The sequence below is a fragment of the Hyella patelloides LEGE 07179 genome (assembly GCF_900659865.1).
In the GTDB taxonomy this organism is placed as follows: Bacteria; Cyanobacteriota; Cyanobacteriia; order Cyanobacteriales; family Xenococcaceae; genus Hyella; species Hyella patelloides.
In genome coordinates this window covers 20,302-39,630 of the sequence record NZ_LR213795.1, presented here as the reverse complement: position 1 = coordinate 39,630, position 19,329 = coordinate 20,302, and the positions used below count along the sequence as shown (strand labels likewise).

18 protein-coding genes, 5 tRNA genes and 1 pseudogene are annotated in these 19,329 nt (G+C 37.8%); 7 read left to right on the top strand and 17 right to left on the bottom strand.

Going from position 1 to position 19,329, the window contains the following annotated elements; translation table 11 throughout:
* Nucleotides 1-204: 204 nt before the first annotated feature.
* The 3 genes from uraH to H1P_RS07305 all read right to left on the bottom strand — a co-directional run bounded on the left by uraH (nt 205) and on the right by H1P_RS07305 (nt 3,456).
* A complete protein-coding gene (uraH, locus tag H1P_RS07315; protein ID WP_144865608.1) occupies nt 205-570 on the bottom strand; it encodes a hydroxyisourate hydrolase in 366 nt (121 codons plus the stop codon).
* Nucleotides 571-606: 36 nt separating this feature from the next.
* Nucleotides 607-1,770 (bottom strand): FAD-dependent urate hydroxylase HpxO, encoded by a 1,164-nt coding sequence (hpxO, locus tag H1P_RS07310; RefSeq protein WP_144865606.1) that lies wholly within the window; start codon nt 1,768-1,770, stop codon nt 607-609.
* Between the two features lie 276 nt (nt 1,771-2,046).
* The gene (locus H1P_RS07305; protein ID WP_144865604.1) at nt 2,047-3,456 is read right to left on the bottom strand and encodes a uracil-xanthine permease family protein; all 1,410 of its coding nucleotides are present in this window, start codon (nt 3,454-3,456) and stop codon (nt 2,047-2,049) included.
* 283 nt (nt 3,457-3,739) lie between these two features.
* Here H1P_RS07305 and H1P_RS07300 point away from each other — a divergent pair, with 283 nt between their 5' ends.
* Nucleotides 3,740-4,345 (top strand): antibiotic biosynthesis monooxygenase, encoded by a 606-nt coding sequence (locus H1P_RS07300; RefSeq protein ID WP_144865602.1) that lies wholly within the window; start codon nt 3,740-3,742, stop codon nt 4,343-4,345.
* 650 nt (nt 4,346-4,995) lie between these two features.
* On the top strand, nt 4,996-6,213 hold the full coding sequence (locus tag H1P_RS07295) for a nucleoside hydrolase (RefSeq protein WP_222426973.1): 1,218 nt from the start codon (nt 4,996-4,998) through the stop codon (nt 6,211-6,213).
* Between the two features lie 57 nt (nt 6,214-6,270).
* Here H1P_RS07295 and H1P_RS35870 read toward each other — a convergent pair.
* From H1P_RS35870 to H1P_RS35845, 6 genes and pseudogenes are all read right to left on the bottom strand, one after another.
* Nucleotides 6,271-6,400: pseudogene (locus H1P_RS35870) on the bottom strand.
* Nucleotides 6,401-6,457: 57 nt separating this feature from the next.
* Nucleotides 6,458-6,590 (bottom strand) — tRNA-OTHER (locus tag H1P_RS35865).
* A gap of 83 nt (nt 6,591-6,673) precedes the next feature.
* A tRNA-OTHER gene (locus tag H1P_RS35860) sits at nt 6,674-6,808 on the bottom strand.
* A 535-nt stretch (nt 6,809-7,343) separates the two neighbouring features.
* Nucleotides 7,344-7,471: transfer RNA gene (locus H1P_RS35855), tRNA-OTHER, on the bottom strand.
* A gap of 37 nt (nt 7,472-7,508) precedes the next feature.
* A tRNA-OTHER gene (locus H1P_RS35850) sits at nt 7,509-7,636 on the bottom strand.
* Nucleotides 7,637-7,774: 138 nt separating this feature from the next.
* A tRNA-Asp gene (locus H1P_RS35845) sits at nt 7,775-7,899 on the bottom strand.
* Between the two features lie 167 nt (nt 7,900-8,066).
* Here H1P_RS35845 and H1P_RS07280 point away from each other — a divergent pair.
* The gene (locus H1P_RS07280) at nt 8,067-8,705 is read left to right on the top strand and encodes an LON peptidase substrate-binding domain-containing protein (RefSeq protein ID WP_144865596.1); all 639 of its coding nucleotides are present in this window, start codon (nt 8,067-8,069) and stop codon (nt 8,703-8,705) included.
* 251 nt (nt 8,706-8,956) lie between these two features.
* Here the strand turns inward: H1P_RS07280 and H1P_RS07275 are convergent, their stop codons facing one another.
* The 8 genes from H1P_RS07275 to H1P_RS07240 form a co-directional block, all read right to left on the bottom strand.
* The gene (locus H1P_RS07275) at nt 8,957-9,148 is read right to left on the bottom strand and encodes a hypothetical protein (RefSeq protein ID WP_144865594.1); all 192 of its coding nucleotides are present in this window, start codon (nt 9,146-9,148) and stop codon (nt 8,957-8,959) included.
* Between the two features lie 100 nt (nt 9,149-9,248).
* Nucleotides 9,249-9,533: an RNA recognition motif domain-containing protein gene (locus H1P_RS07270; protein WP_144865592.1), complete on the bottom strand. Its 285-nt coding sequence runs from the start codon at nt 9,531-9,533 to the stop codon at nt 9,249-9,251.
* Between the two features lie 272 nt (nt 9,534-9,805).
* On the bottom strand, nt 9,806-10,804 hold the full coding sequence (locus H1P_RS07265) for a glutathione S-transferase family protein (RefSeq protein WP_144865590.1): 999 nt from the start codon (nt 10,802-10,804) through the stop codon (nt 9,806-9,808).
* 106 nt (nt 10,805-10,910) lie between these two features.
* Nucleotides 10,911-11,444 (bottom strand): tetratricopeptide repeat protein, encoded by a 534-nt coding sequence (locus H1P_RS07260; protein ID WP_144865588.1) that lies wholly within the window; start codon nt 11,442-11,444, stop codon nt 10,911-10,913.
* Nucleotides 11,445-11,596: 152 nt separating this feature from the next.
* Complete coding sequence (locus tag H1P_RS07255) at nt 11,597-12,373, bottom strand: transporter substrate-binding domain-containing protein (RefSeq protein ID WP_144865586.1); 777 nt, start codon at nt 12,371-12,373, stop codon at nt 11,597-11,599.
* Nucleotides 12,370-12,897: a DNA topology modulation protein gene (locus tag H1P_RS07250; RefSeq protein WP_144865584.1), complete on the bottom strand. Its 528-nt coding sequence runs from the start codon at nt 12,895-12,897 to the stop codon at nt 12,370-12,372. The genes H1P_RS07255 and H1P_RS07250 overlap by 4 nt, the downstream gene beginning before the upstream one ends.
* Before the next feature lie 71 nt (nt 12,898-12,968).
* The gene (locus tag H1P_RS07245) at nt 12,969-13,580 is read right to left on the bottom strand and encodes a Uma2 family endonuclease (RefSeq protein ID WP_144865582.1); all 612 of its coding nucleotides are present in this window, start codon (nt 13,578-13,580) and stop codon (nt 12,969-12,971) included.
* A gap of 276 nt (nt 13,581-13,856) precedes the next feature.
* Complete coding sequence (locus H1P_RS07240; protein WP_144865580.1) at nt 13,857-14,786, bottom strand: glycosyltransferase family 9 protein; 930 nt, start codon at nt 14,784-14,786, stop codon at nt 13,857-13,859.
* Nucleotides 14,787-14,888: 102 nt separating this feature from the next.
* On the opposite strand from H1P_RS07240, the gene ispD reads away from it, so the two are divergent.
* The 4 genes from ispD (at nt 14,889) to gnd (ending at nt 19,262) form a co-directional block, all read left to right on the top strand.
* Entirely contained in the window at nt 14,889-15,572 is a 684-nt protein-coding gene (gene ispD, locus H1P_RS07235; RefSeq protein WP_144865578.1) for a 2-C-methyl-D-erythritol 4-phosphate cytidylyltransferase, read from the top strand.
* A 24-nt stretch (nt 15,573-15,596) separates the two neighbouring features.
* Entirely contained in the window at nt 15,597-16,490 is an 894-nt protein-coding gene (locus H1P_RS07230) for a sulfotransferase family protein (RefSeq protein WP_246141506.1), read from the top strand.
* A 59-nt stretch (nt 16,491-16,549) separates the two neighbouring features.
* A complete protein-coding gene (locus H1P_RS07225; protein WP_144865576.1) occupies nt 16,550-17,515 on the top strand; it encodes a glycosyltransferase family 2 protein in 966 nt (321 codons plus the stop codon).
* A gap of 325 nt (nt 17,516-17,840) precedes the next feature.
* Nucleotides 17,841-19,262 (top strand): decarboxylating NADP(+)-dependent phosphogluconate dehydrogenase, encoded by a 1,422-nt coding sequence (gene gnd, locus H1P_RS07220; RefSeq protein ID WP_144865574.1) that lies wholly within the window; start codon nt 17,841-17,843, stop codon nt 19,260-19,262.
* Nucleotides 19,263-19,329: the final 67 nt, after the last annotated feature.

The following is a 19,329-nucleotide window of genomic DNA, read 5'->3' as shown; positions in this document are numbered from 1 at the left end:
CAGCCATTTCGGACAGCCATGTCTTATCGTTTTGTCCAGTGGCTCAATCATAATATGGACGTTTTTACGGCTTATAAAGCTAGTTTGGGCTTTGTTTGGGCTTGATTTTTGTTTAAGTCCCGCTAATTAAGAAGAAAATAAACACAAAAGAAGTCTTGCGGTTGAATTGCAGAACCTTCATCCTTAAATCTCTTATCCCTTCATTTAGCTTCCTCGATAAGTACTATAAGACCAAGGAGAAACTAGCAAAGGAACATGATAATGAGCTTCAGGATCGCTAATGCCAAAACGAATGGGAATTCGATCTAAAAAAAGCGGAGCGGAAGCTTCAGAATATTGAGCAAAATAATCGCCAACGCTAAAAATCAACTCGTATACACCTGTTTTAAATGTTTCTCCTACTAATAAAGGTTCGTCCGTGCGTCCGTCGTCGTTAGTATTGACAGTATGAATTAAAGTTTTAAAATCTAGTTCTAAATTAGTATCCAGTTGCCAAAGAGCGATCGCAATTCCCTTAGCAGGACAACCATGAGCAGTATCTAAAACGTGTGTGGTTAATTTACCTGACATATATTTATTATTTTTAAATTATTATTTCTCTACCATTTAATGTAGAGGACCGCCAAGAATGATTTTAGCGATCGCATTTCTCACGTCTTTCTCTTGTTCTTGCTTTAGCTGTTCATACCACTGCTGAGTTAAATCTGGTTCTTTATTATATATAGTATCGGTGCGTTTGCGGGCTTTTAAAACTAACTGTGCCACCCTTTCTTTCCGTTCGGATTCATAACGTTTTAAGGCATCTTCCACACTAATATTAGTTGTTACTAAATAGCGACATAACACTTCTGCATCTTCCATCGCTTGACAGCCACCCTGTCCTAAAGTTGGAGTAGTAGCGTGACCAGAATCTCCGACTAAAGCAATTCTACCCTGAACCAAATTAGGTAAAGGATCGATATCGCCAATTTCGAGACGGTTAACCTGTTCGGGGTCGAGTTTGGCAATTAAGTTTTGCACTGGTTGCGCCCATCCTGCAAAAATTTCTTTTAATTCAGCACGAATATTTTGGGGTTCTGTGTTTGTTCCCTGGGGTTTGGGACAGCCGAAAAAGAAGTAAAAGCGATTTCCTCCTACTGGCATCATCGAGGCGCGTTTTCCTTCTCCGACATAGATTACCCAGACATCACTTTCAGCTAAATCGGGGCTAGCATCTACTAAACCATTCCAGTTAACATAACCAGCATAGCGAGGTTGAATTTTACCACCATTAAGATAGGTGCGTACTACTGAATGCACCCCATCTGCACCTATGACTACATCTCCTGTAGCGGTGCTACCATCTTCAAAGATTGCCGTTGCAATGTCTGCATCTTGTTTAACTTCCACACAGCGCATTCCCATTTTGACATCTGCCTCGCCAAAAGCGGTTAGCATCATTTGCTGTAAGTCAGTACGAGATACAGGATATGGTCTTTGCCCTACTTGTTCCATTAAAGGTAATAAATTGACGTTGTTAAGACTTTCACCTTTGTGGGTTAGGTATTCCATGCGGTTCATTTCTCCGCCAATAGCTGCAATTTCCTTACCCAATCCCAGTTTATTGAGAACTTTAATCCCATTTGACCACAGAGAAATACCAGCCCCCGCAGGACGCAGTTTACTGGTCTTTTCGTAAATTTCTACTTCATATCCAGCTTGACGCAAAGCGATACCTGTAGCCAATCCCGCCATCCCTGCGCCAATAACAATTGCTTTTAAATCGTACATTATATTCGTTAGTAGTTAGTAGTTAGTAGAGTTAGTAGGGGCGCAAGGCTTGCGCCCTAGTGGTGAGTAGTTGATTGCTCGTGGATGTAGCTTGTGGCTCGTTGCTGGTAATTATTTATGTGCTTATGGTTGACTGTTATTGCCTGTTATTACCTATTACCTTCCCTATCTCCCAATTCAACCTCCTTCCTCATCCTTCATCCTTCATCCTTCATCCTTCATCCTTTATCCTTTATGCGAAGCGGTATCCGTGATAGGCATCCTTCATCCTTTTATTTACTCTCGCCCTAGCAAAATTATATTCAATAATAAAGCGGTAATTCCACCTGTGGAAATACCAGAAGAAAAGAGATTTTTAACCAATACAGGCATATTTTCCAAAATTTCGGGGACAAAGGTAACACCTAAGCCTAAACCAAGTGATATCGCTAAGATGATAGAATTTCGTTTTGTCAAATTAACGCAAGAAAGTATTTTAATACCCGCTACCGCTACCGTTCCAAACATAACTATGGTTGCACCACCCAATACAGGTTGGGGTAAAGCTTGAAAAATTCCTGCAACAATGGGAAACAAACCGAGAATCACCAAAATCACAGAAATAAAATAACCTACATAACGACTTCCTACCCCTGTTAGTTGAATTACGCCGTTATTTTGACTAAAGGTAGTGTTGGGAAAAGTATTGAAACAAGCAGCAATAATTGAGTTAATGCCGTCCCCTAATACTCCTCCTTTGATGCGTTTAAAATATTTTGAACCCTCGATTGGCTCACCAGAAATAGCTGAAGTTGCAGTTAGATCGCCAATGGATTCGATCGCTGTGATTAAATACAAGAAAGCAAAGGGTATAAATGCTGCAAAATCAAAACTTAAACCATAGCGGAAAGGAATTGGCAAGGCAACGGCTGGTAAACCTGCTAAATTACTAAAGTCTACCAGTCCCAGAGGTATTGATACTACGTAGCCGACAATTAAACCAATGACAATTGATGACATCCGCAAATAGTTATTGGTAGTGCTATTGAGAGCAATAATTACTGCCAAGACTATAAAAGAGATCCCTAAATAGACAGGAGAGCCAAAATCTCCGTTATTTTGTGCGGGTACGCCACCACCCATAGAGGTAATACCAACTTTGATTAAAGTCAAACCAATCAACGTGACGACTACACCCGTTACTAAAGGAGTAATAACTTTATTCGCTAAGTGGAGAAAGCGACTTACAAAAATTTCCACAAACGCCCCAAAAAAGCACAAACCAAAAATTAGCCCTAAAGCATCTTGAGGTGTACCACCTGCTCCTGTAACTGCCGTTCCCGCACCGATAATAGGAGCTAAAAAAGCAAAACTCGTACCTTGAACACTGAGTAATCCCGAACCCACAGGGCCAAATTTTTTCGCCTGAATAAAAGTAGCAATACCCGAAACGACCAAAGACATACTAAGAATAAAAGTAGTGTCTGCTGGTGGTACTTCTAATGCACCGCAAATAATTAATCCTGGGGTAATAATGCCCACAAAACAGGCAAATACGTGCTGTAACGCCACAAAAACTGCTTCTACAAAGGGAGGTCGCGATTCTAAGCCATATATTAAATCAGATTCAAGAGCTTTAGGAGCTTCAGCTTCAGTAGTAATATTTTCTGTTTCTAATGTTAATTCTTGATTTGTCGGTTGTACCATGTTTCCTAACTTATAGATGTCTGAATATTGATTAAATTAATAGTCGTTTTAAATAATTTGTTACTTTAATTAAGAATTAACTCAGCGATTATTGCATACTGTATACATATTTTTTTAAGGAAATTGTATCTTTAATTACTAGCTAATTTTTTGTCACAAAACTACAGTTTTTTTTAATATTCACTAAAAATGGTAGTTTTTAATTGGAAGTAAAGTCAGATAAACATAAATAAACAAAGGAGGATTTTCAGTTGATCTTTAGCAACACAGTTTTCAAAAGCGAATGAGTAAAAATAACTTAGTCGATCCTCCCGTCACAGTTGTAATTTCCCGACGCGTTAAACCAGGATGTGAAGCAGCCTTTGAGAAATTTATGTCTGGTATTACCTCAGCAGCTATGACATTTGAAGGACATTTGGGTACTAATGTTTTTCGCCCTAGCAGTCGGGAAAATAATCAATATCACATCATCTTAAAATTCGATCGCGCCAGTAACCTTCGTGTTTGGGAAGAATCGGAATGTCGCAAACAGTGGTTAGCCCGTGCAGAGAGTTTACGCTTAGAACCAGCAACAATTAGAGTAATTAGTGGTTTGGAGACTTGGTTTACTTTGCCTTCTCCCAAGCCGATTATTCCACCACCACGGTACAAAATGGCTGCAATTACTTTACTGGCTATTTTTCCGTTAATTCAATTGGTTAATTTGATATTTGCGCCTCTTTTAGAATTACTACCCTTACCTTTGCTACTGCGGAGTTTGATTGTTACTGCAATAATCGTCTTATTGATGACTTATGTAGTGATGCCCAGAATGACCAAATTATTTTCCAAGTGGCTTTATCCAAAAAGGCGATGCAGCACGTTGGGCGGGTTTCCCGACTTGAAGTGACTACATTAAGATAGCGATCGCTTCACCGTAAAGTATTATAGTCTTAGTTACGATCGCACTATAGTTGATTAATCTTCAAAAGCGCGATCAAACCAAAACTATTCAGACCAAAAAATCAAATAATATTCGTATCATAATACACCAAAGAAAATACGATTAGCCTTGATACTAGAAAAGTCGCGAACAATTAAAGTAGCATACTATCTACCAAGTTTTTTAATGGCTTTGATGATTTGAAGTATGAAATAAATAGCAATACAGCTAGTAGATGGAACGCATAAATTATTGAGATTTTCTCAATAATTAGTCCCTGTCTATCAACTATTTGCTTTTTAATATATGTAATAAAAAAATCAAATTATACTTTAATTCACTAAAAAAAATCTCATTAATAAGTGTTTTAGACTATCTAGCGTTACAACAAAACAATTATACTTCCTGGTTTTAACCAAGCTAGTCACAATTATTGACAGACTTAATTAGCATCAAATAAAGCATAATTCAGTTTTGAATTAGAGGCTAAACATTTTTTGTGTTTAATTCTGTATTTCAGCAAGACATAAATATAGTGTAAAACCAAAAAACAAGTCATAAGCTCAGACACGAGTTTATCTTGTTCCTTATTACCTATTACTAGAGAAGTTATCAAAATGACAAAACGACACCACAAACTTGTTCCTTTAATAGCAACTGCCCTGTTTACTACCATTGCTTTGGAAGCTAGCGTATTCAGCCAAGCAGCATACAGCACTTCCATGACGACAACCCCTCTAATTTTTGATGATGACGGTAGCCAAGATGGTTTTGCAGCATTAGCTTATCTCCTTGCCAATCCTAAATTCGATCTTCAAGCAATTACGATGTCTCATGGAGTAGCACGCCCAGAAAATGAAGGCTTTCAAACTGGTCTCAAGCAGTTGTTGGGTCGATTGGATGCCACAGATATCCCTGTAGGAATTGGTAGTGCATTGCCCTTGTCAGGGGATAACGCTTTCCCAGGATTTGTGCGTAATGATGCTGACAATTTTTTCGCTCCTTTTGTTAATCTTCCCAGCACTGTGCCAGATATTGAATTTACTACGGCTGCCGAATTGATTGTCGAAACAGTGAATAATTCACCTGAGCCAGTTGCAATCATGTCTACGGGGTCACTAACCAATATTGCTGAAGCTATCAGAATCGATCCCTCAATTATCGATAACATTTCGGTTGTGCAAACTATGGGAGGGGCGGTATTTACACCAGGAAATTTAGGAATAACTCCCGAACCGCCTTTTTCCACTAATGATGTTGCTGAGTTTAATATCTGGGTCGATCCTCTAGCAGCAGCAGAAGTGTTTGAAGCGGGAGAAAGAGGTTTAAATATCCAAATGATGCCGTTAGATGGCACAGATCGAGTTGAATTTACCAGAGATGATTACCAAGCCTGGCTGGATTTCGGCACGCCAGAAAGTACGGTAGCTGCGGAGTTTCTTGATTTTTCTTTGGTAGTAGTAGGTAATGATGTAAATCCTAATCCGTTGTGGGATATGGTGGCTGCGATCAATTTGAGCGAAGCTGATTTTTCCACAGAAGTACCTTTGCATATTGAGGTTGATGTGGATTCGCCTCCTGAGGATACTCAAGGACAAACTTTTGCTGTAGAAGGATTACCCCCAAACGCGTCAGTTTCCCTTGATGCTAGTTTTGAAGATCTTCCTTTCAATGCTAGCGAGCTATTTTCTTCCTTAGAAACACCAACCTCCACAGCAGTATCAGAACCAACTTCTCTTTTAGCACTTTTGATGTTAGGAGGATTTGGTATCGGGATTACTACAAAAAGATCGAAGGGAAATTTGCTTTGTGGCGATCGCAATAAGAATAATTAATGACTAATTATTTTGGCGTTGAACAATTTATTTGCCTGAAATACTTAAATAAATGTTTGGTGCGTTGAGTGGGATTTGAACCCACGTTTACCAGATAATCTTCTAGTCGCTTTAGGCCGATAATCTTTACTCTGCGACCCGATAAGGATAAGTAGCGAATAAAGAGGTGAAACTAAGCTACCAACGCTCGTTTATTTTAACAAGGCTTTATTTATTTTAACAAGGTTTTATTTGTCTTAATTAATGCGCTGGGCAGGAATCGAACCTACATTGTTGGTTTGGATTTAAACGATAACCTTAATTCTGCGACCCATAAGGATAAGTTGTGAACCAAGATATTTTTGTTTGCCAAGGTTTTACCATTAAACTACCAACGCTTGTTAATTATGATTTGACGGGAGGAAATGCCGACGGTCAGTCGGCATATTCCATTTATCCAAGAGATGGGGACTCCCGTGTTGACCTTTGGGTAGGATTTGAACCTACGACACCCTGGTTAACTGCGATAATCCTAATTCAGCGACCCGATAAGGATAAGAGACGAAACAGGATATTTGCGTGGTCAGACGCTCTACCAAATTGAGCTACCAACGGTTGTAATGTTTTTATTTTGGTTTGATGGTGGTGGAACGGACTAGAATCGAACCAGATAACCCTCCATTCTTCGATCCCATTGGGATAAGTTATGAACCAAGGAATATGCCACCAAATTGGCTTCCGTCCCGTGATTAATGTTGATTATTTACTATTGCGGGGCGAGTAGGAATCGAACCTACGAATGGTAGTACCCACGATAATCCTAATTCTTCGTCCCAATGGAAAAGATTATGAACCAGGTTTTTGTGTCCTCTAAATGTGAAAACGATAATCCTAGTTCTTCGTCCCAAAAGGAAAGTCTCGCGCGTTCCTTAGCTGATGAAACATCGTGCCGAGGTCGCTCGTGAAAAAGGCTTAAAAACTACTGCCTTCCCCCTTGGCGATCGCCCCATGCTATTATAAACAATCAGTTATGAAAATTGATAAAATTGATTTTTAAATTGTTTGTTTCATGATTCTATTTGTGTTCGTTATACAAAAGTTATGCATTTTTTTGATTTTCGGAAAATAATTACTGCTTACTAATTAATATTTGGTGCAACGGGTAGGAGTCGAACCTACGACCGATCTGACGATAACCTTAATTCGGCGACCCTAGTTAGGATAAAAAGTAAACAAGGACTTAATTTATTAGACTGCTCTACCACTGAGCTACCGTTGCCTATATTTATATAAAGTAAATAATCATTAAAAGGCAGTGCGACAGGTAGGACTCGAACCTACGACCAGCCGATTATGTAAAAGTCGATAACCCTAATTCGACGACCCCAATGGGATAAAGTTATGAACAAGGATAATGCTGCTCTACCAACTGAGCTACTGTCGCTTGTTGATTGGATTTTTGTTTGAGTCGTAGTTATTTATTTGTACTTGTATTTTTTGGACAAGTTTTCTCTGGCTGGTACGAGTTGCAAAATTTCATTTTTTTCTCTCTTCTTCTTTACTAATCTTGTTTGACAAAAGGTGCAGTGGACGGGATTTGAACCCGTGTCTCCTGCGTGACAGGCGATAACCCTTAATTCCTCGACCCCAATGGGATAAGTGATGAATAAGGACATAAGTTGTTCTAGTCCGCTAAACTACCACCGCTTTCAGATTACATTTGTAGTATAACAGTTGCAGAAAAAATTGCCAGTATTTATCAAAAATAAAGATTTTTTTCGCTAAAGATGAGCATTACACCCTACTACTAAGACAAAATCCGTTACATTATAGGGGAGTATTATGAAAAACTTTTAGTCAGTTGCACTTATAAGATGACATCTTCTTCGATCGCTGTTAGAGAAATTCCTTTATTTCCGTTACCAGAATTAGTTTTATTTCCGACTCGTCCTTTGCCATTACATATTTTTGAGTTTCGCTACCGAATCATGATGAATACGATTCTGGAAAGCGATCGCCGTTTTGGTGTATTATGTATCGATCCTAGTACGGGAAAAATTGCTGATTATGGTTGTTGTGCAGAAATTCTACATTTTCAAAGATTAAAAGACGATCGTATGAAGATGTTGACTGTGGGACAACAACGTTTTCGGGTTTTAGAGTATGTAAGGGAGAAACCTTATCGAATAGGCTTAGTGGAGTGGGTCGAAGATCGGCCGACAGAAAAAGACCTAAAACCTATGGCGACAGAGGTGGAAGCCTTACTCAAAGATGTAGTACGTTTATCGGGAAAGCTAACTAATCAAAAGATTGAACTCCCTAACGATCTTCCCGAACTACCTAGAGAATTATCATATTGGGTAGCTAGTAATCTTTATGGCGTAGCTTCAGAACAACAAGAACTGCTAGAGATGCAAGATACAAAATTACGCTTGGAAAGAGAAAAAGATATACTACTATCTACTCGTAATCATCTTGCTGCGAGAACTGCTCTCAAGGATGCTTTAAAGTAAGTATGGATTACAACAATCCCTAAAAATATTTTTGGCTCAGATAGACAATGTAATGGCTCGCCGAAAGCGAGATCGCATTTTCAGTAAAGACTAAAATGTGCGGTCACGCAATGGCTCACCGAAAGCGAGATTGTTATGGGAGTATTTGCCCGTAAGTAGCAAAAGCTTCCTGATTATTCTAGAAAGTGCAACACAGTATTCCATAAGTTTCAAGGAAAATAGTTACACGTTTATTTAACAATAATAACTAACTAAGCATCAGAAGTTTTGGAAGAATCTTCGCTTTTAGATGAATTATTTTCTGATTCTTCTGGTTTTTGCTCGTTTCTATTGTATTTCCGATTTCGACCACCATAACGGCTACTAGAAGTTTTACGGAATTTCCGAGCGTTAATTTTATTGCGTTTGGCCTTTTCTTTCTTGGCATTTATTCGTTTAGCCATTAATTTTATCCTCTCTAATAACAACAAAACGCCTCTAAGATAACCAATTAAGTTTAACTCGATTGACTACCAAAAGCGTTATTTCATTTCAGATTGGGGTTTAAAAGCGGTTGTTACGCGCACCATTAAACGATCTTTTTTCTTCTTTGGGTTTAGCTTTGTTCACTCTAAGTTCTCGATCCATCCACGTTGCTCCATCTAAGCTTTCAATGGCTCGATCTTCTTCGGCTTCTGTTTGCATTTCAACAAAAGCAAAACCTCTGACACGACCAGTTTCACGATCTTTAGGAATGTGAATTCGCTTAACACTACCGTATTCACCAAAGACTTCGCCTAAGTCTTCTTGGGTAATTTCATAGGACAAATTACCTATATAAATCGACATAACGTTGATTGTCTCCTCAATCAAAAAATTTGTAGCGAGATCAGATTTGCTGTAGTGAAGTTTATCAATACTGAGGGGAATACCTGCTTATACTGAAATTTTGTTCTTCGATCTTGATTCTCATTACCTAAGATAACATTTTTATTCTGTAGCGTATAGCAAGATTTTTAGGATCGGTTTCTTTATTGATTGACCAAGGTGAAAAAAGGTGGCTTTTTACCGAAAAAAAGATAAATAAGATGAGTGTTGGTAATAATTAACCCAAGGCATTATTAAGAAAGCTGTTTCATTTTGTGACGATTATGGGATTGTTGTAAATTTTTTAAATTCGAGCCTAAAGGAATAATTCCCCCTGGATTAAGAGGAAACAAATTACCATAATAGTCTTGTTTAACACTGTCAGGATCGCAAGTAGTAGCTACTCCTGGTAATTGATATAAATCTCTTAAATAGCCTGATAAATATTGATAATCTTGAATACGTTTTAAACTACATTTGAACAGTCCGTAGTAAACCGTGTCAAAACGAACGAGGGTAGTAAATAGTCTCACATCAGCCAAAGTTACCACCTCACCACATAAATAACGGTTAGTAGCGAGGAAATGGTCGATTTCATCTAAAGTGGCAAATAATTCGGTACAGGCTTGATTATAAGCTGTTTGGGTTTGCGCAAAACCGCAACGATACACCCCATTATTTACTTTATGATAAATCTTTTCGTTCCAGCGATCGCATTGCTCTTGTAAATTTTCAGGATAAAGATCGTAATCGGAGTTAGTAGCAAATTGATTCAACTGAGAATTAAGAATTTCAACGATCTCTGCGCTCTCGTTATTGACGATAGTTTTGGTTTCATCATCCCATAGTATCGGTACAGTACAACGCCCTTGATAACCTGGTTGAGCTAATTTATATAATTCTGGAACAGTGTTGCAATCTTCAAAGGATGATTGCAAAAGCCAAATCCCCTCATTAGCAGAGGGATACACTATAGATACAGCAATGATATCTTCTAATCCTTTTAATACTCTAACTACTAAAGTACGATGCGCCCAAGGACATCCCATACCTACAAACAGTCGATACCGCTTACTTGCTGCTGGATAAGATGCGTCTGCTTTAACAGCAATAGTATTTCTAAATTGACTATCGGGACGAATATATTCTCCAAATTTGTTAGAAGGAGCAAGCTGCGACATCATAATACGCCACATAGTTGTCCACACAAACTTGCCTAATCTAACTATATATTTGGCAGGAAGAGATTTCATTGAGTTTTGTTAGTCCCGTCAAGCGGGGTCGAGATGGTAGTGGTTAGTAGCTAGTTGCTTGTTATTAATAATTTTTGAGTGTTCCTATTACCTTATCCTTCATCCTTTATTTATCCGAACTTACTAGACGCTTTTTCAATGATTCTGCACGACGTTTTGCTACCTTATTTTCTGGTTCGTACTTTAAGACATTTTCGTAAGCTTCTACTGCTTGTGCAATCAATTGTTTTTTTTCATAAACATTGCCCAAATTATTTAAAGCCACTACATATTCTGGATAAATTTTTAGAGCTTCTTTATATTTACGGATTGCAATGTCATATTGTTCTTGAGCAAAATAAGCATAACCCATAGCATTATGAATTAATGCCGTATTCTCTGGGGGTAATTTTCGCTCGGATTTTAAAGCTTTTTCAAACAATTTTATTGATTGGACAAAAAGTTTTTTATCTAGATAAATACTACCCAATTGATAATACTCTTCTGCCGTTCCTGGAGAATTTTTTAGTTTCTTCTGTAACTTAGAAAAAGTATTTTCTGTAAAGCGGGTTTTAATCACTTCTTTTACAATTGCTACCGCAGCAATAATCAAGATTATTAAAAGCGTAGAAATATAAATTATGGGTAAATTTTTATTCATGATTTTTTATGATGTTTTATACGGAATCAAATGCTAAAAATGCTATATATACTTGTTAGCTATTTTTCGATTATGTATTTTTAGATAATTGCCTATCATTTATTACCTAATTACTTCCTCCTTCCTTGTTCTTCGTTCCTCATTCCTTTATTTTAGGGTAATCCCCAGTATTCAATTCTTTCTTGTAACCAGCCCGACTTGCGCCAATCAGAGATCGCATTATACACTGCTAACTGTAGTTCTTTATGTTGTAATCCTTTGGGCATTACTATAGATAGAGGCTCGCCAGATAATCTTTCTGGAAGTAACTTATATTGAGAATATTCTTGTATCCAGCCAGTTAAAACAGTAATATCTCCTGCAAAAGCTTGAGCTTGATTATTTTCCAGTAAGGTTAATGCTTCTTGATAAGAATCAACTCCTATCAATTGAGCATCAGGCAAGCGATCGCGCAAGATAGCAATCGTTGTTGAACCATATAGTACCGCAATTTTGCTAGTGGTTAACCCCTCAGCGTTAGCAACTGTAACATCTTTAGTAATAATGCCCGTACCATCAATATAATAATGAGGACTTAGATCGACAATTCGCCTGCGAGAAGCAGTATCAGACACCCTAGCAATCGTAAGATCTACTTCATCATATATTACAGCTTTCAGCCTTTCTTCATTAGTTACAGCTCGCAAAACTACCGCATCTTCATCTCCTAGAATATCTTTGGCTAAACGACGAGCGATTTCAATTTCTAACCCTGTTAAATTATTTTCATCATCAATAAATCCCATAGGGCGAGTATTATCTTTAACTGCCACAATTAGTTTACCGCGACGCTGAATTTCTTCTAATTCCGCAGCAGATAGCCCAGAGTAGCTAGAAAAAAAGGTTAATAATGCGATCGCTAAAATAGCAAATAATCTCGATCTAATCATGCTAACGGGTTTAACTCAGATAAAAAACTGTCTACTTGTTGTGGATTTTTCAAGATCGTAACTTTTCTATCATGCTGATATAGTTCCAGTTTAGATAATACGTGCTGTCTTTGATGATGAGCAAAGTTCCAAACGTATAACAGAAAATCCCAACTTAATCTTTCAGCACAACCATCTGCCATATCTGGTCTAACAAGCTCCTTATCTGGTGAATAATATTGTAAATATCGCCGAAAAATGCGCCATAAGCAAAGAAAACGCGAGAAATCCAACAGAATAATTGTATCTGCTGCTTGAAGACGAATATCCATTGTACTCAAATAATTACCATCAATAATCCAGCGATCGCTATTGACCAGATATTGCTGTTTCTCAATCCATTTTTCAGTGGGAGTTTCTATCCATCCAGGTTGCCAGTAGTGATAATCTAGATGAATTACGGGTAATCCTAATCGCGCTCCTAAATGATTAGCTAAAGTAGATTTTCCAGCACCACAACAACCGATAATAGCGATACGCTGCATATTGAATCTTCTGGAGATGATCGTAAAGTTAACAAAATTTCCTGTGACGAAACTCTTGCATCAGTCTTGGTTTAATTCGATCTAACTTGTTTGCGCCATTCCAAAATTGCTTCTAAGGGATCGTTAATAGTTACATATTGAGCGAATAAAGCTAAATCAAGATTGGGTAATAATTGACTTTGCGATATTTGTTGATAATTATTATCTTGTAAATAGTAAATTCTAAATTGATTATCTTGCCAGAACCAGACTTCTTTAACGCCTAAGCGTTGATAAATTTCTAAAGTATTAACACCACCGCTAGTATAAACAACCTCAATTGCTAGATCGGGAATATCTTTATCTGTAGCGATGCAATAACATTCATCTGGTTCTTTTCCTGCTTGTTTATCTCGGTTACGGAAAGTAGTAGAACCAAGTCCCCAAAAACGAATTCGATTTTCTTCCAGATAGGCTTCTAATAATCTGCCAATATTTTCTTTATCTAATTCATGATTACGACTAGGGGACATAATTTCTAAAGTATCTAGAAGATAAGATACACGAAAGCTTGAGCGATCGCCTAAAGATGCCAGAAGTGACTCATAAGCTTCCCAACTAACTCCAGAAGTGATAAATCTTTCTTCAGGGTCGCTAGCTTCCAGTGGAAATTGGGACAAATTATTTAGTATCATCGAAACCATGTCAGTATCGGGGTAAAGGTGTAGGAACTTATACCAACCAGAAGAAAAAATGCAACAGATAACTTGTAAGGTGGGCGATGTACTAAAGTACTTCCTTCGGTCGCCCACCCTACCCTTTAATTGTATTTATGTATTGCAAACATTTGTTTTTTGATTTGGTATCAGTGTAATTATAGTTTTTTAACCGTATTCACAGGGATTAGGTAGAAGGTAAGAGGTGATGATTCCTAGTTAATCACTAATTATTACTTTCTCCTCAATCCTCGATCCTTTAAATTAATTTCCCCAGATTTTACCCAGTACGGTTTCTGGTGCAATATCCGCAATTTGCTTGCTGGAAGAACAAACGCCAACGTAATTATCATCTTGGGGTAATAATTGTGTGCTGGTGTCTGCCGAATCAATCAGAGCGATAGTATAAGTTTCTACGGCAACCGCTAAAGCCAGAGAATTGCGATCGCTAGTTACCAAGAGATTTGCTCCTGCAATGATCGCTGCGATTTTACCCACATCAGAGGAAGCAATTACTTTAAGTTGGGAATTGGCTGTCATCATAGCTGCCACCCAAAAATCTTCTTCTTGAGTTTGCAGTAAAACAACAGGAATTTCTGGTTGTTTGGCTTGAATATCGGTAACAATTTTTTGCCAACTTGTAATAGGATAGGTTTCCTCCACACCATGAAGCAGGATATAACCACTTTTGAGGTCTAAGAGCTTTTGTCTTGATTCTGCCCAATCAATATCTTTTTGGGGTACATTAATTTTCAATGGAGGACAATCTGCTTCGATTCCCAATCCTTGTAGGATGTCATGATAGGTTTGGGGTTCATACTGCTCTCTTTTGAGAGGAACAGATTTCGAGAAAATCCAAGAATTGTTTTTTTGTTCACCAATTCTGACAGGAATTCCATTGAGCCACAGTAGCGATTCTACTGCCCAGGGTGCATTATAACTAATTACGGCCTCATATTCGCGATCGCGGATGACTCCTAATAGGTTAAGATAGTCTGCCATACTACTACGATCTTGATAGTCAAAGAGTAATACTTCGCTGACATACTTACAAACCCGATAGGCTTTTTTAGCACGAGGTTCGACTAAAACATCAATTTTGGATTGGGGATATTTACTGTTGAGGGTTTCCAAAGTCGGAAAAAAGTAAATTTGATTGCCAATTCCACCAGGGACAAGAGCTAGGATTCGCATTTCTATCGAAAAAGTATAAACCGTTAATATAGCTGTGTATCTGAGGACAATTTTAAAGGATGATAGAGCTAAACTGATTTATTTTTTGGGAAATTATTGTAAATGCATCTTTTAATTCCTGCTGCTGGGATGGGTCGTCGTATGGGAAGCGATCGCAATAAGTTACTATTAAAATTGTTGGGGAAGCCTTTATTGGTTTGGACTTTGTTGGCTGCGGAAAACGCTACAAGTATTGACTGGATAGGGATTATTGGACAAAAATTGGATTTTCCTGATTTTAAAGAGATGATTGCCAATCTTAAGCTGACTAAGCCTGTCACGTTAGTTATTGGAGGAGATACCAGACAAGAATCTGTTTACAATGGTTTACAAGCTTTACCCGAATCAGCAGAGCGAGTTTTAATTCACGATGGAGCGAGATGTTTAGCAACTTCTGAGTTATTCAACAGATGTAGTGAAACTTTATTAAGTTGTCGGGGATTAATTGCAGCTATCCCTGTCAAGGATACAATTAAGATTGTCGATCGAGACTTGTTTATTAAGGATACTCCAAATCGGAGCCATCTTTGGGCTGCTCAAACGCCTCAAGGTTTTGAAGTCAAATTGCTAAAAGATTGTCACTACAAAGGAAGAAAGTTAGGCTGGAAAGTAACTGATGATGCTGCTTTACTGGAAAAGTGTCAACTTCCTGTCAAAATCGTTGAAGGAGAAGAAACCAACCTTAAAGTAACTACTCCTGGGGATTTAGCGATCGCAGAATTTATTTTACGTCAAAGAACAATTTAGTAATTAGTAATTTAGTAGTTAGTAATGATGAAACTACCCACTTTCTTGATTGTTGGTGTCCAAAAGGCAGGAACAACTTCTATTTATAATTATCTTCAAGAACATCCGCAGGTATTTATGAGTCGGATTAAAGAGACTAATTTTTTAGAGCAGGATTGGTCAAGTTTTCCGCCTGAAAAGCAAAATAAAAATGGCATTGTTACTATCGAAGATTACGCAGCTTTATTTACAGATGTTCGGGATGAAATAGCTATTGGAGAGGCTTCACCTAATTATTTATTTCATTATGAATCTTCTGCTGCCAGAATTAAAAAATATGTTCCTGATGCTAAATTAATTGTCGTTTTACGCAATCCTGTTGAAAGAGCTTATTCTGATTATTTAATGCATATTAGAGATGCTATTGGAACTCAAATTATTAGCCTTTCTGAACAAGTAGAAAAACGCGCCCATAAGTCTTTTATGATTCGCAAAGGATTTTATGCCACTCCTTTAAAGTATTATTTAGACCAGTTTGGAACCGAGCAAATAAAAGTATGTTTATATGACGATCTTTGCCGTAATTCGGAGCAATTTATGAAAGGTATTTATACTTATATTGGAGTCGATACTGAGTTTAAACCAGATGTAAGTAAAAAAGTCCAGCAAGCTAAAGTACCAAAAAACCAAGCTATTAATAATTTGTTGCAAAGAAAAAATCCTCTGAGAACTTTTGCAGCTAATACTTTAAAAACAGTAATGCCTTTAGAAGCCAGACAAAAATTTCGCGATCGCTTAATTAATATTAACTCTCAATCAAAAAAAGAAATGCCTTTAACGACTGAAGATAGTCAAAAATTAATTAATTTATATCAGGAAGATATTTTAAAATTACAAGATTTAATTAATCGTGATTTATCTGGATGGCTGCAACAGTAGGATGGGCATTTTAACCTGGCAACTACTCTACTAATAACCTAAAACTAATTAGGTAAACAATGAACAATCAACAATTAACTATTCATAAATCAATGCCTGTTTCAGTTGTTATTCCTATTTATAATGGGGAAAATGATTTGCCAGAATTAATAGAATGCCTGGAACAACAAACCTATCCTCAAGAATTAGTAGAATATTTATTAGTAGATAACAATAGTAGCGATCGCACAGCCGAAATATTAACTAATGCAGCCAAAAAAGCCCAGGAAAAAGGCATCAATTTAAAACATTTAACAGAAGCGACAATTCAAAGTTCTTATGCTGCTCGTAACTTAGGGATTCGCCAAGCAAATTATAATATTTTAGCTTTTACAGATGCCGATTGTCGTCCTCAATCCAATTGGTTAAGGGAATTAGTAAAACCTTTTCAAGACTCTCAAACAGGAATTGTAGTCGGGGAAATTATTGCCCTTACAGGTAACAGTTTGTTAGAACAATATGCAGACAAAAAAGAGTTAATGTCACAAAAGTTTTTACTCGAACACTCTTTTTGTGCTTACGGACAAACTGCTAATATTGCCATTAGAAAACAAGCATTTAGAGATGTTGGTTTATTTCGTCCCCACTTAACCACAGGAGGCGATGCTGATATTTGTTGGCGCATTCAAAGAGAATCAGACTGGCAATTAAAATCTGCTCCAGAAGCTATTATTTCCCATCGTCATCGTTCCAACTTTAAGACATTTCGCAGTCAATTTCATCGTTACGGATGCTCCAATGAATATCTACACGAATTGCATGGTGTAGCACTCATGAGAGAATTAACCACCAAAGAAATTTTTTATCGTCTTAGTCGTTGGATAATTAAAGAAATACCCAAAAATAGTCTTAAATTAGTCTTGGGAAAAGCATCAGCGATCGACCTAATTAATACTCCCATCGATTTAATTGGCTTTCATGCCAGAACTCAAGGACAAAAATCCAGTAAATTGCCAGAAAAAGCTAAACAAATTGAAAGACTTTGACGTGCTTTGTCCTTGGAAGAAAAAAAGCATCTTAGGATATCTGTGTCTTTTTACTTTCACTGAGTCGGCGGAAGCGGATTCTTTCGTAGGGTGAGTCAGGATGATTTTTTTCACCTCCCTAAATCCGATAAAAATCAGAAATTGTATTTTTCCTGACATTCCATGCCAAACACCCCATGCCCTGGTCTAATCAACTAATAGTCCTATTGAGAACAGATACTTTGGCCTCGTTAAAGCAAAATTTAAGATCATTTTTACGGTATGTCCTAACCCTCTCACGCTAACCTGAAAACGAATAGAGACTTTTGCAAGAATTTTATATCTTATGACGAAAAGAACTTTTGGTGTAATCGGTCTAGCAGTAATGGGAGAAAATCTCGCCCTCAATGTGGAAAGTCGCGGATTTCCCATTGCTGTTTACAATCGAACTGCTGCAAAAACAGAAGCGTTTATGACCCAAAGAGCAACAGGTAAAGATGTTGTCCCTGCTTATTCTTTAGAAGAGTTTGTGAACACTTTAGAGCGTCCTCGCAAAATCTTAGTGATGGTTAAAGCAGGTAAACCAGTAGATGCAGTTATCGAGCAGTTAAAACCTCTCCTTGATGAAGGAGACATGATTATCGATGGCGGTAACTCCCTTTATGACGACACCGAAAGACGTACTAACGATCTTGAATCCACAGGACTAGGTTTTGTCGGTATGGGAGTTAGTGGTGGCGAAGAAGGAGCGTTAAATGGCCCTAGCCTAATGCCAGGAGGAACAAAAGCTGCCTATCAAGAATTAGAGCCAATTGTTACTAAAATTGCTGCTCAAGTAGATGATGGCCCTTGTGTAACCTATATTGGCCCTCGTGGTGCTGGTCACTACGTCAAAATGGTTCACAACGGCATTGAATACGGTGATATGCAGCTAATTGCCGAAGCTTATGACCTGATGAACAACGCTCTCGGACTGAGCAGCGATGAACTACATGAAGTATTTACTCAATGGAATACTACAGATGAGCTAAACTCCTTCTTGATTGAAATTACTGCCGATATTTTCACTAATAAAGATAGTGAAACCGATCTTCCATTGGTAGATTCCATTCTGGATGCTGCGGGACAAAAAGGTACGGGTAGATGGACTGTAGTTAGCTCTTTAGAGCTAGGTGTCCCTATCCCTACAATATATGCTGCGGTTAATGCCAGAGTGATGTCTGCATATAAAGACGAAAGAATGGCAGCAGCTAAAGACTTAACAGTTACTACTGGTACTTATGATGGAGACAAAAAAGCCTTCATCAACAAAATTAGAGATGCCCTTTACTGCTCAAAAATGTGTTCCTACGCTCAGGGGATGGCTCTTCTAAGCAAGGCATCTCAAGAGTTTAACTACGAGCTAGATCTAGCGGAAACTGCTCGTATCTGGAAAGGAGGCTGTATTATTCGTGCAGGGTTTTTGGACAAAATCAAAAATGCTTTCAACGAAAACCCCCGCTTACCCAACTTACTGTTAGCTCCTGAATTCAAACAAACAATTTTAGATCGTCAACAAGCTTGGCGAGAAGTCTTAGCAGTATCTAATACTTTAGGTATTCCTGTACCTGCTTTTAGTGCTTCTTTAGACTACTTTGATAGTTACAGACGCGATCGCCTTCCCCAAAACCTCACTCAAGCTCAAAGAGATTACTTTGGCGCACATACCTATGAACGTATCGATAAGCCCAGAGGAGAATTCTTCCATACTGAGTGGATGGCAAAGTAAAGGATAAAGGATAAAGGATGAAGGATGAAGGATGAAGAAATCAAATCCTCTATACTGTAGTGTATTT

Bases quoted from the DNA above. Each gene is read 5' to 3' on its own strand.
- H1P_RS07305 (WP_144865604.1), bottom strand. From the start codon at position 3,456: ATGGTACAACCGACAAATCAAGAATTAACATTAGAAACAGAAAATATT.
- ispD (WP_144865578.1), top strand. From the start codon at position 14,889: ATGCATCTTTTAATTCCTGCTGCTGGGATGGGTCGTCGTATGGGAAGC.
- H1P_RS07255 (WP_144865586.1), bottom strand. From the start codon at position 12,373: ATGATTAGATCGAGATTATTTGCTATTTTAGCGATCGCATTATTAACC.
- H1P_RS07295 (WP_222426973.1), top strand. From the start codon at position 4,996: ATGACAAAACGACACCACAAACTTGTTCCTTTAATAGCAACTGCCCTG.
- H1P_RS07275 (WP_144865594.1), bottom strand. From the start codon at position 9,148: ATGGCTAAACGAATAAATGCCAAGAAAGAAAAGGCCAAACGCAATAAA.
- H1P_RS07300 (WP_144865602.1), top strand. From the start codon at position 3,740: ATGAGTAAAAATAACTTAGTCGATCCTCCCGTCACAGTTGTAATTTCC.
- H1P_RS07250 (WP_144865584.1), bottom strand. From the start codon at position 12,897: ATGCAGCGTATCGCTATTATCGGTTGTTGTGGTGCTGGAAAATCTACT.
- H1P_RS07240 (WP_144865580.1), bottom strand. From the start codon at position 14,786: ATGCGAATCCTAGCTCTTGTCCCTGGTGGAATTGGCAATCAAATTTAC.
- hpxO (WP_144865606.1), bottom strand. From the start codon at position 1,770: ATGTACGATTTAAAAGCAATTGTTATTGGCGCAGGGATGGCGGGATTG.
- uraH (WP_144865608.1), bottom strand. From the start codon at position 570: ATGTCAGGTAAATTAACCACACACGTTTTAGATACTGCTCATGGTTGT.
- H1P_RS07280 (WP_144865596.1), top strand. From the start codon at position 8,067: ATGACATCTTCTTCGATCGCTGTTAGAGAAATTCCTTTATTTCCGTTA.
- H1P_RS07230 (WP_246141506.1), top strand. From the start codon at position 15,597: ATGATGAAACTACCCACTTTCTTGATTGTTGGTGTCCAAAAGGCAGGA.
- H1P_RS07245 (WP_144865582.1), bottom strand. From the start codon at position 13,580: ATGGTTTCGATGATACTAAATAATTTGTCCCAATTTCCACTGGAAGCT.
- H1P_RS07270 (WP_144865592.1), bottom strand. From the start codon at position 9,533: ATGTCGATTTATATAGGTAATTTGTCCTATGAAATTACCCAAGAAGAC.
- gnd (WP_144865574.1), top strand. From the start codon at position 17,841: ATGACGAAAAGAACTTTTGGTGTAATCGGTCTAGCAGTAATGGGAGAA.
- H1P_RS07265 (WP_144865590.1), bottom strand. From the start codon at position 10,804: ATGAAATCTCTTCCTGCCAAATATATAGTTAGATTAGGCAAGTTTGTG.
- H1P_RS07260 (WP_144865588.1), bottom strand. From the start codon at position 11,444: ATGAATAAAAATTTACCCATAATTTATATTTCTACGCTTTTAATAATC.
- H1P_RS07225 (WP_144865576.1), top strand. From the start codon at position 16,550: ATGAACAATCAACAATTAACTATTCATAAATCAATGCCTGTTTCAGTT.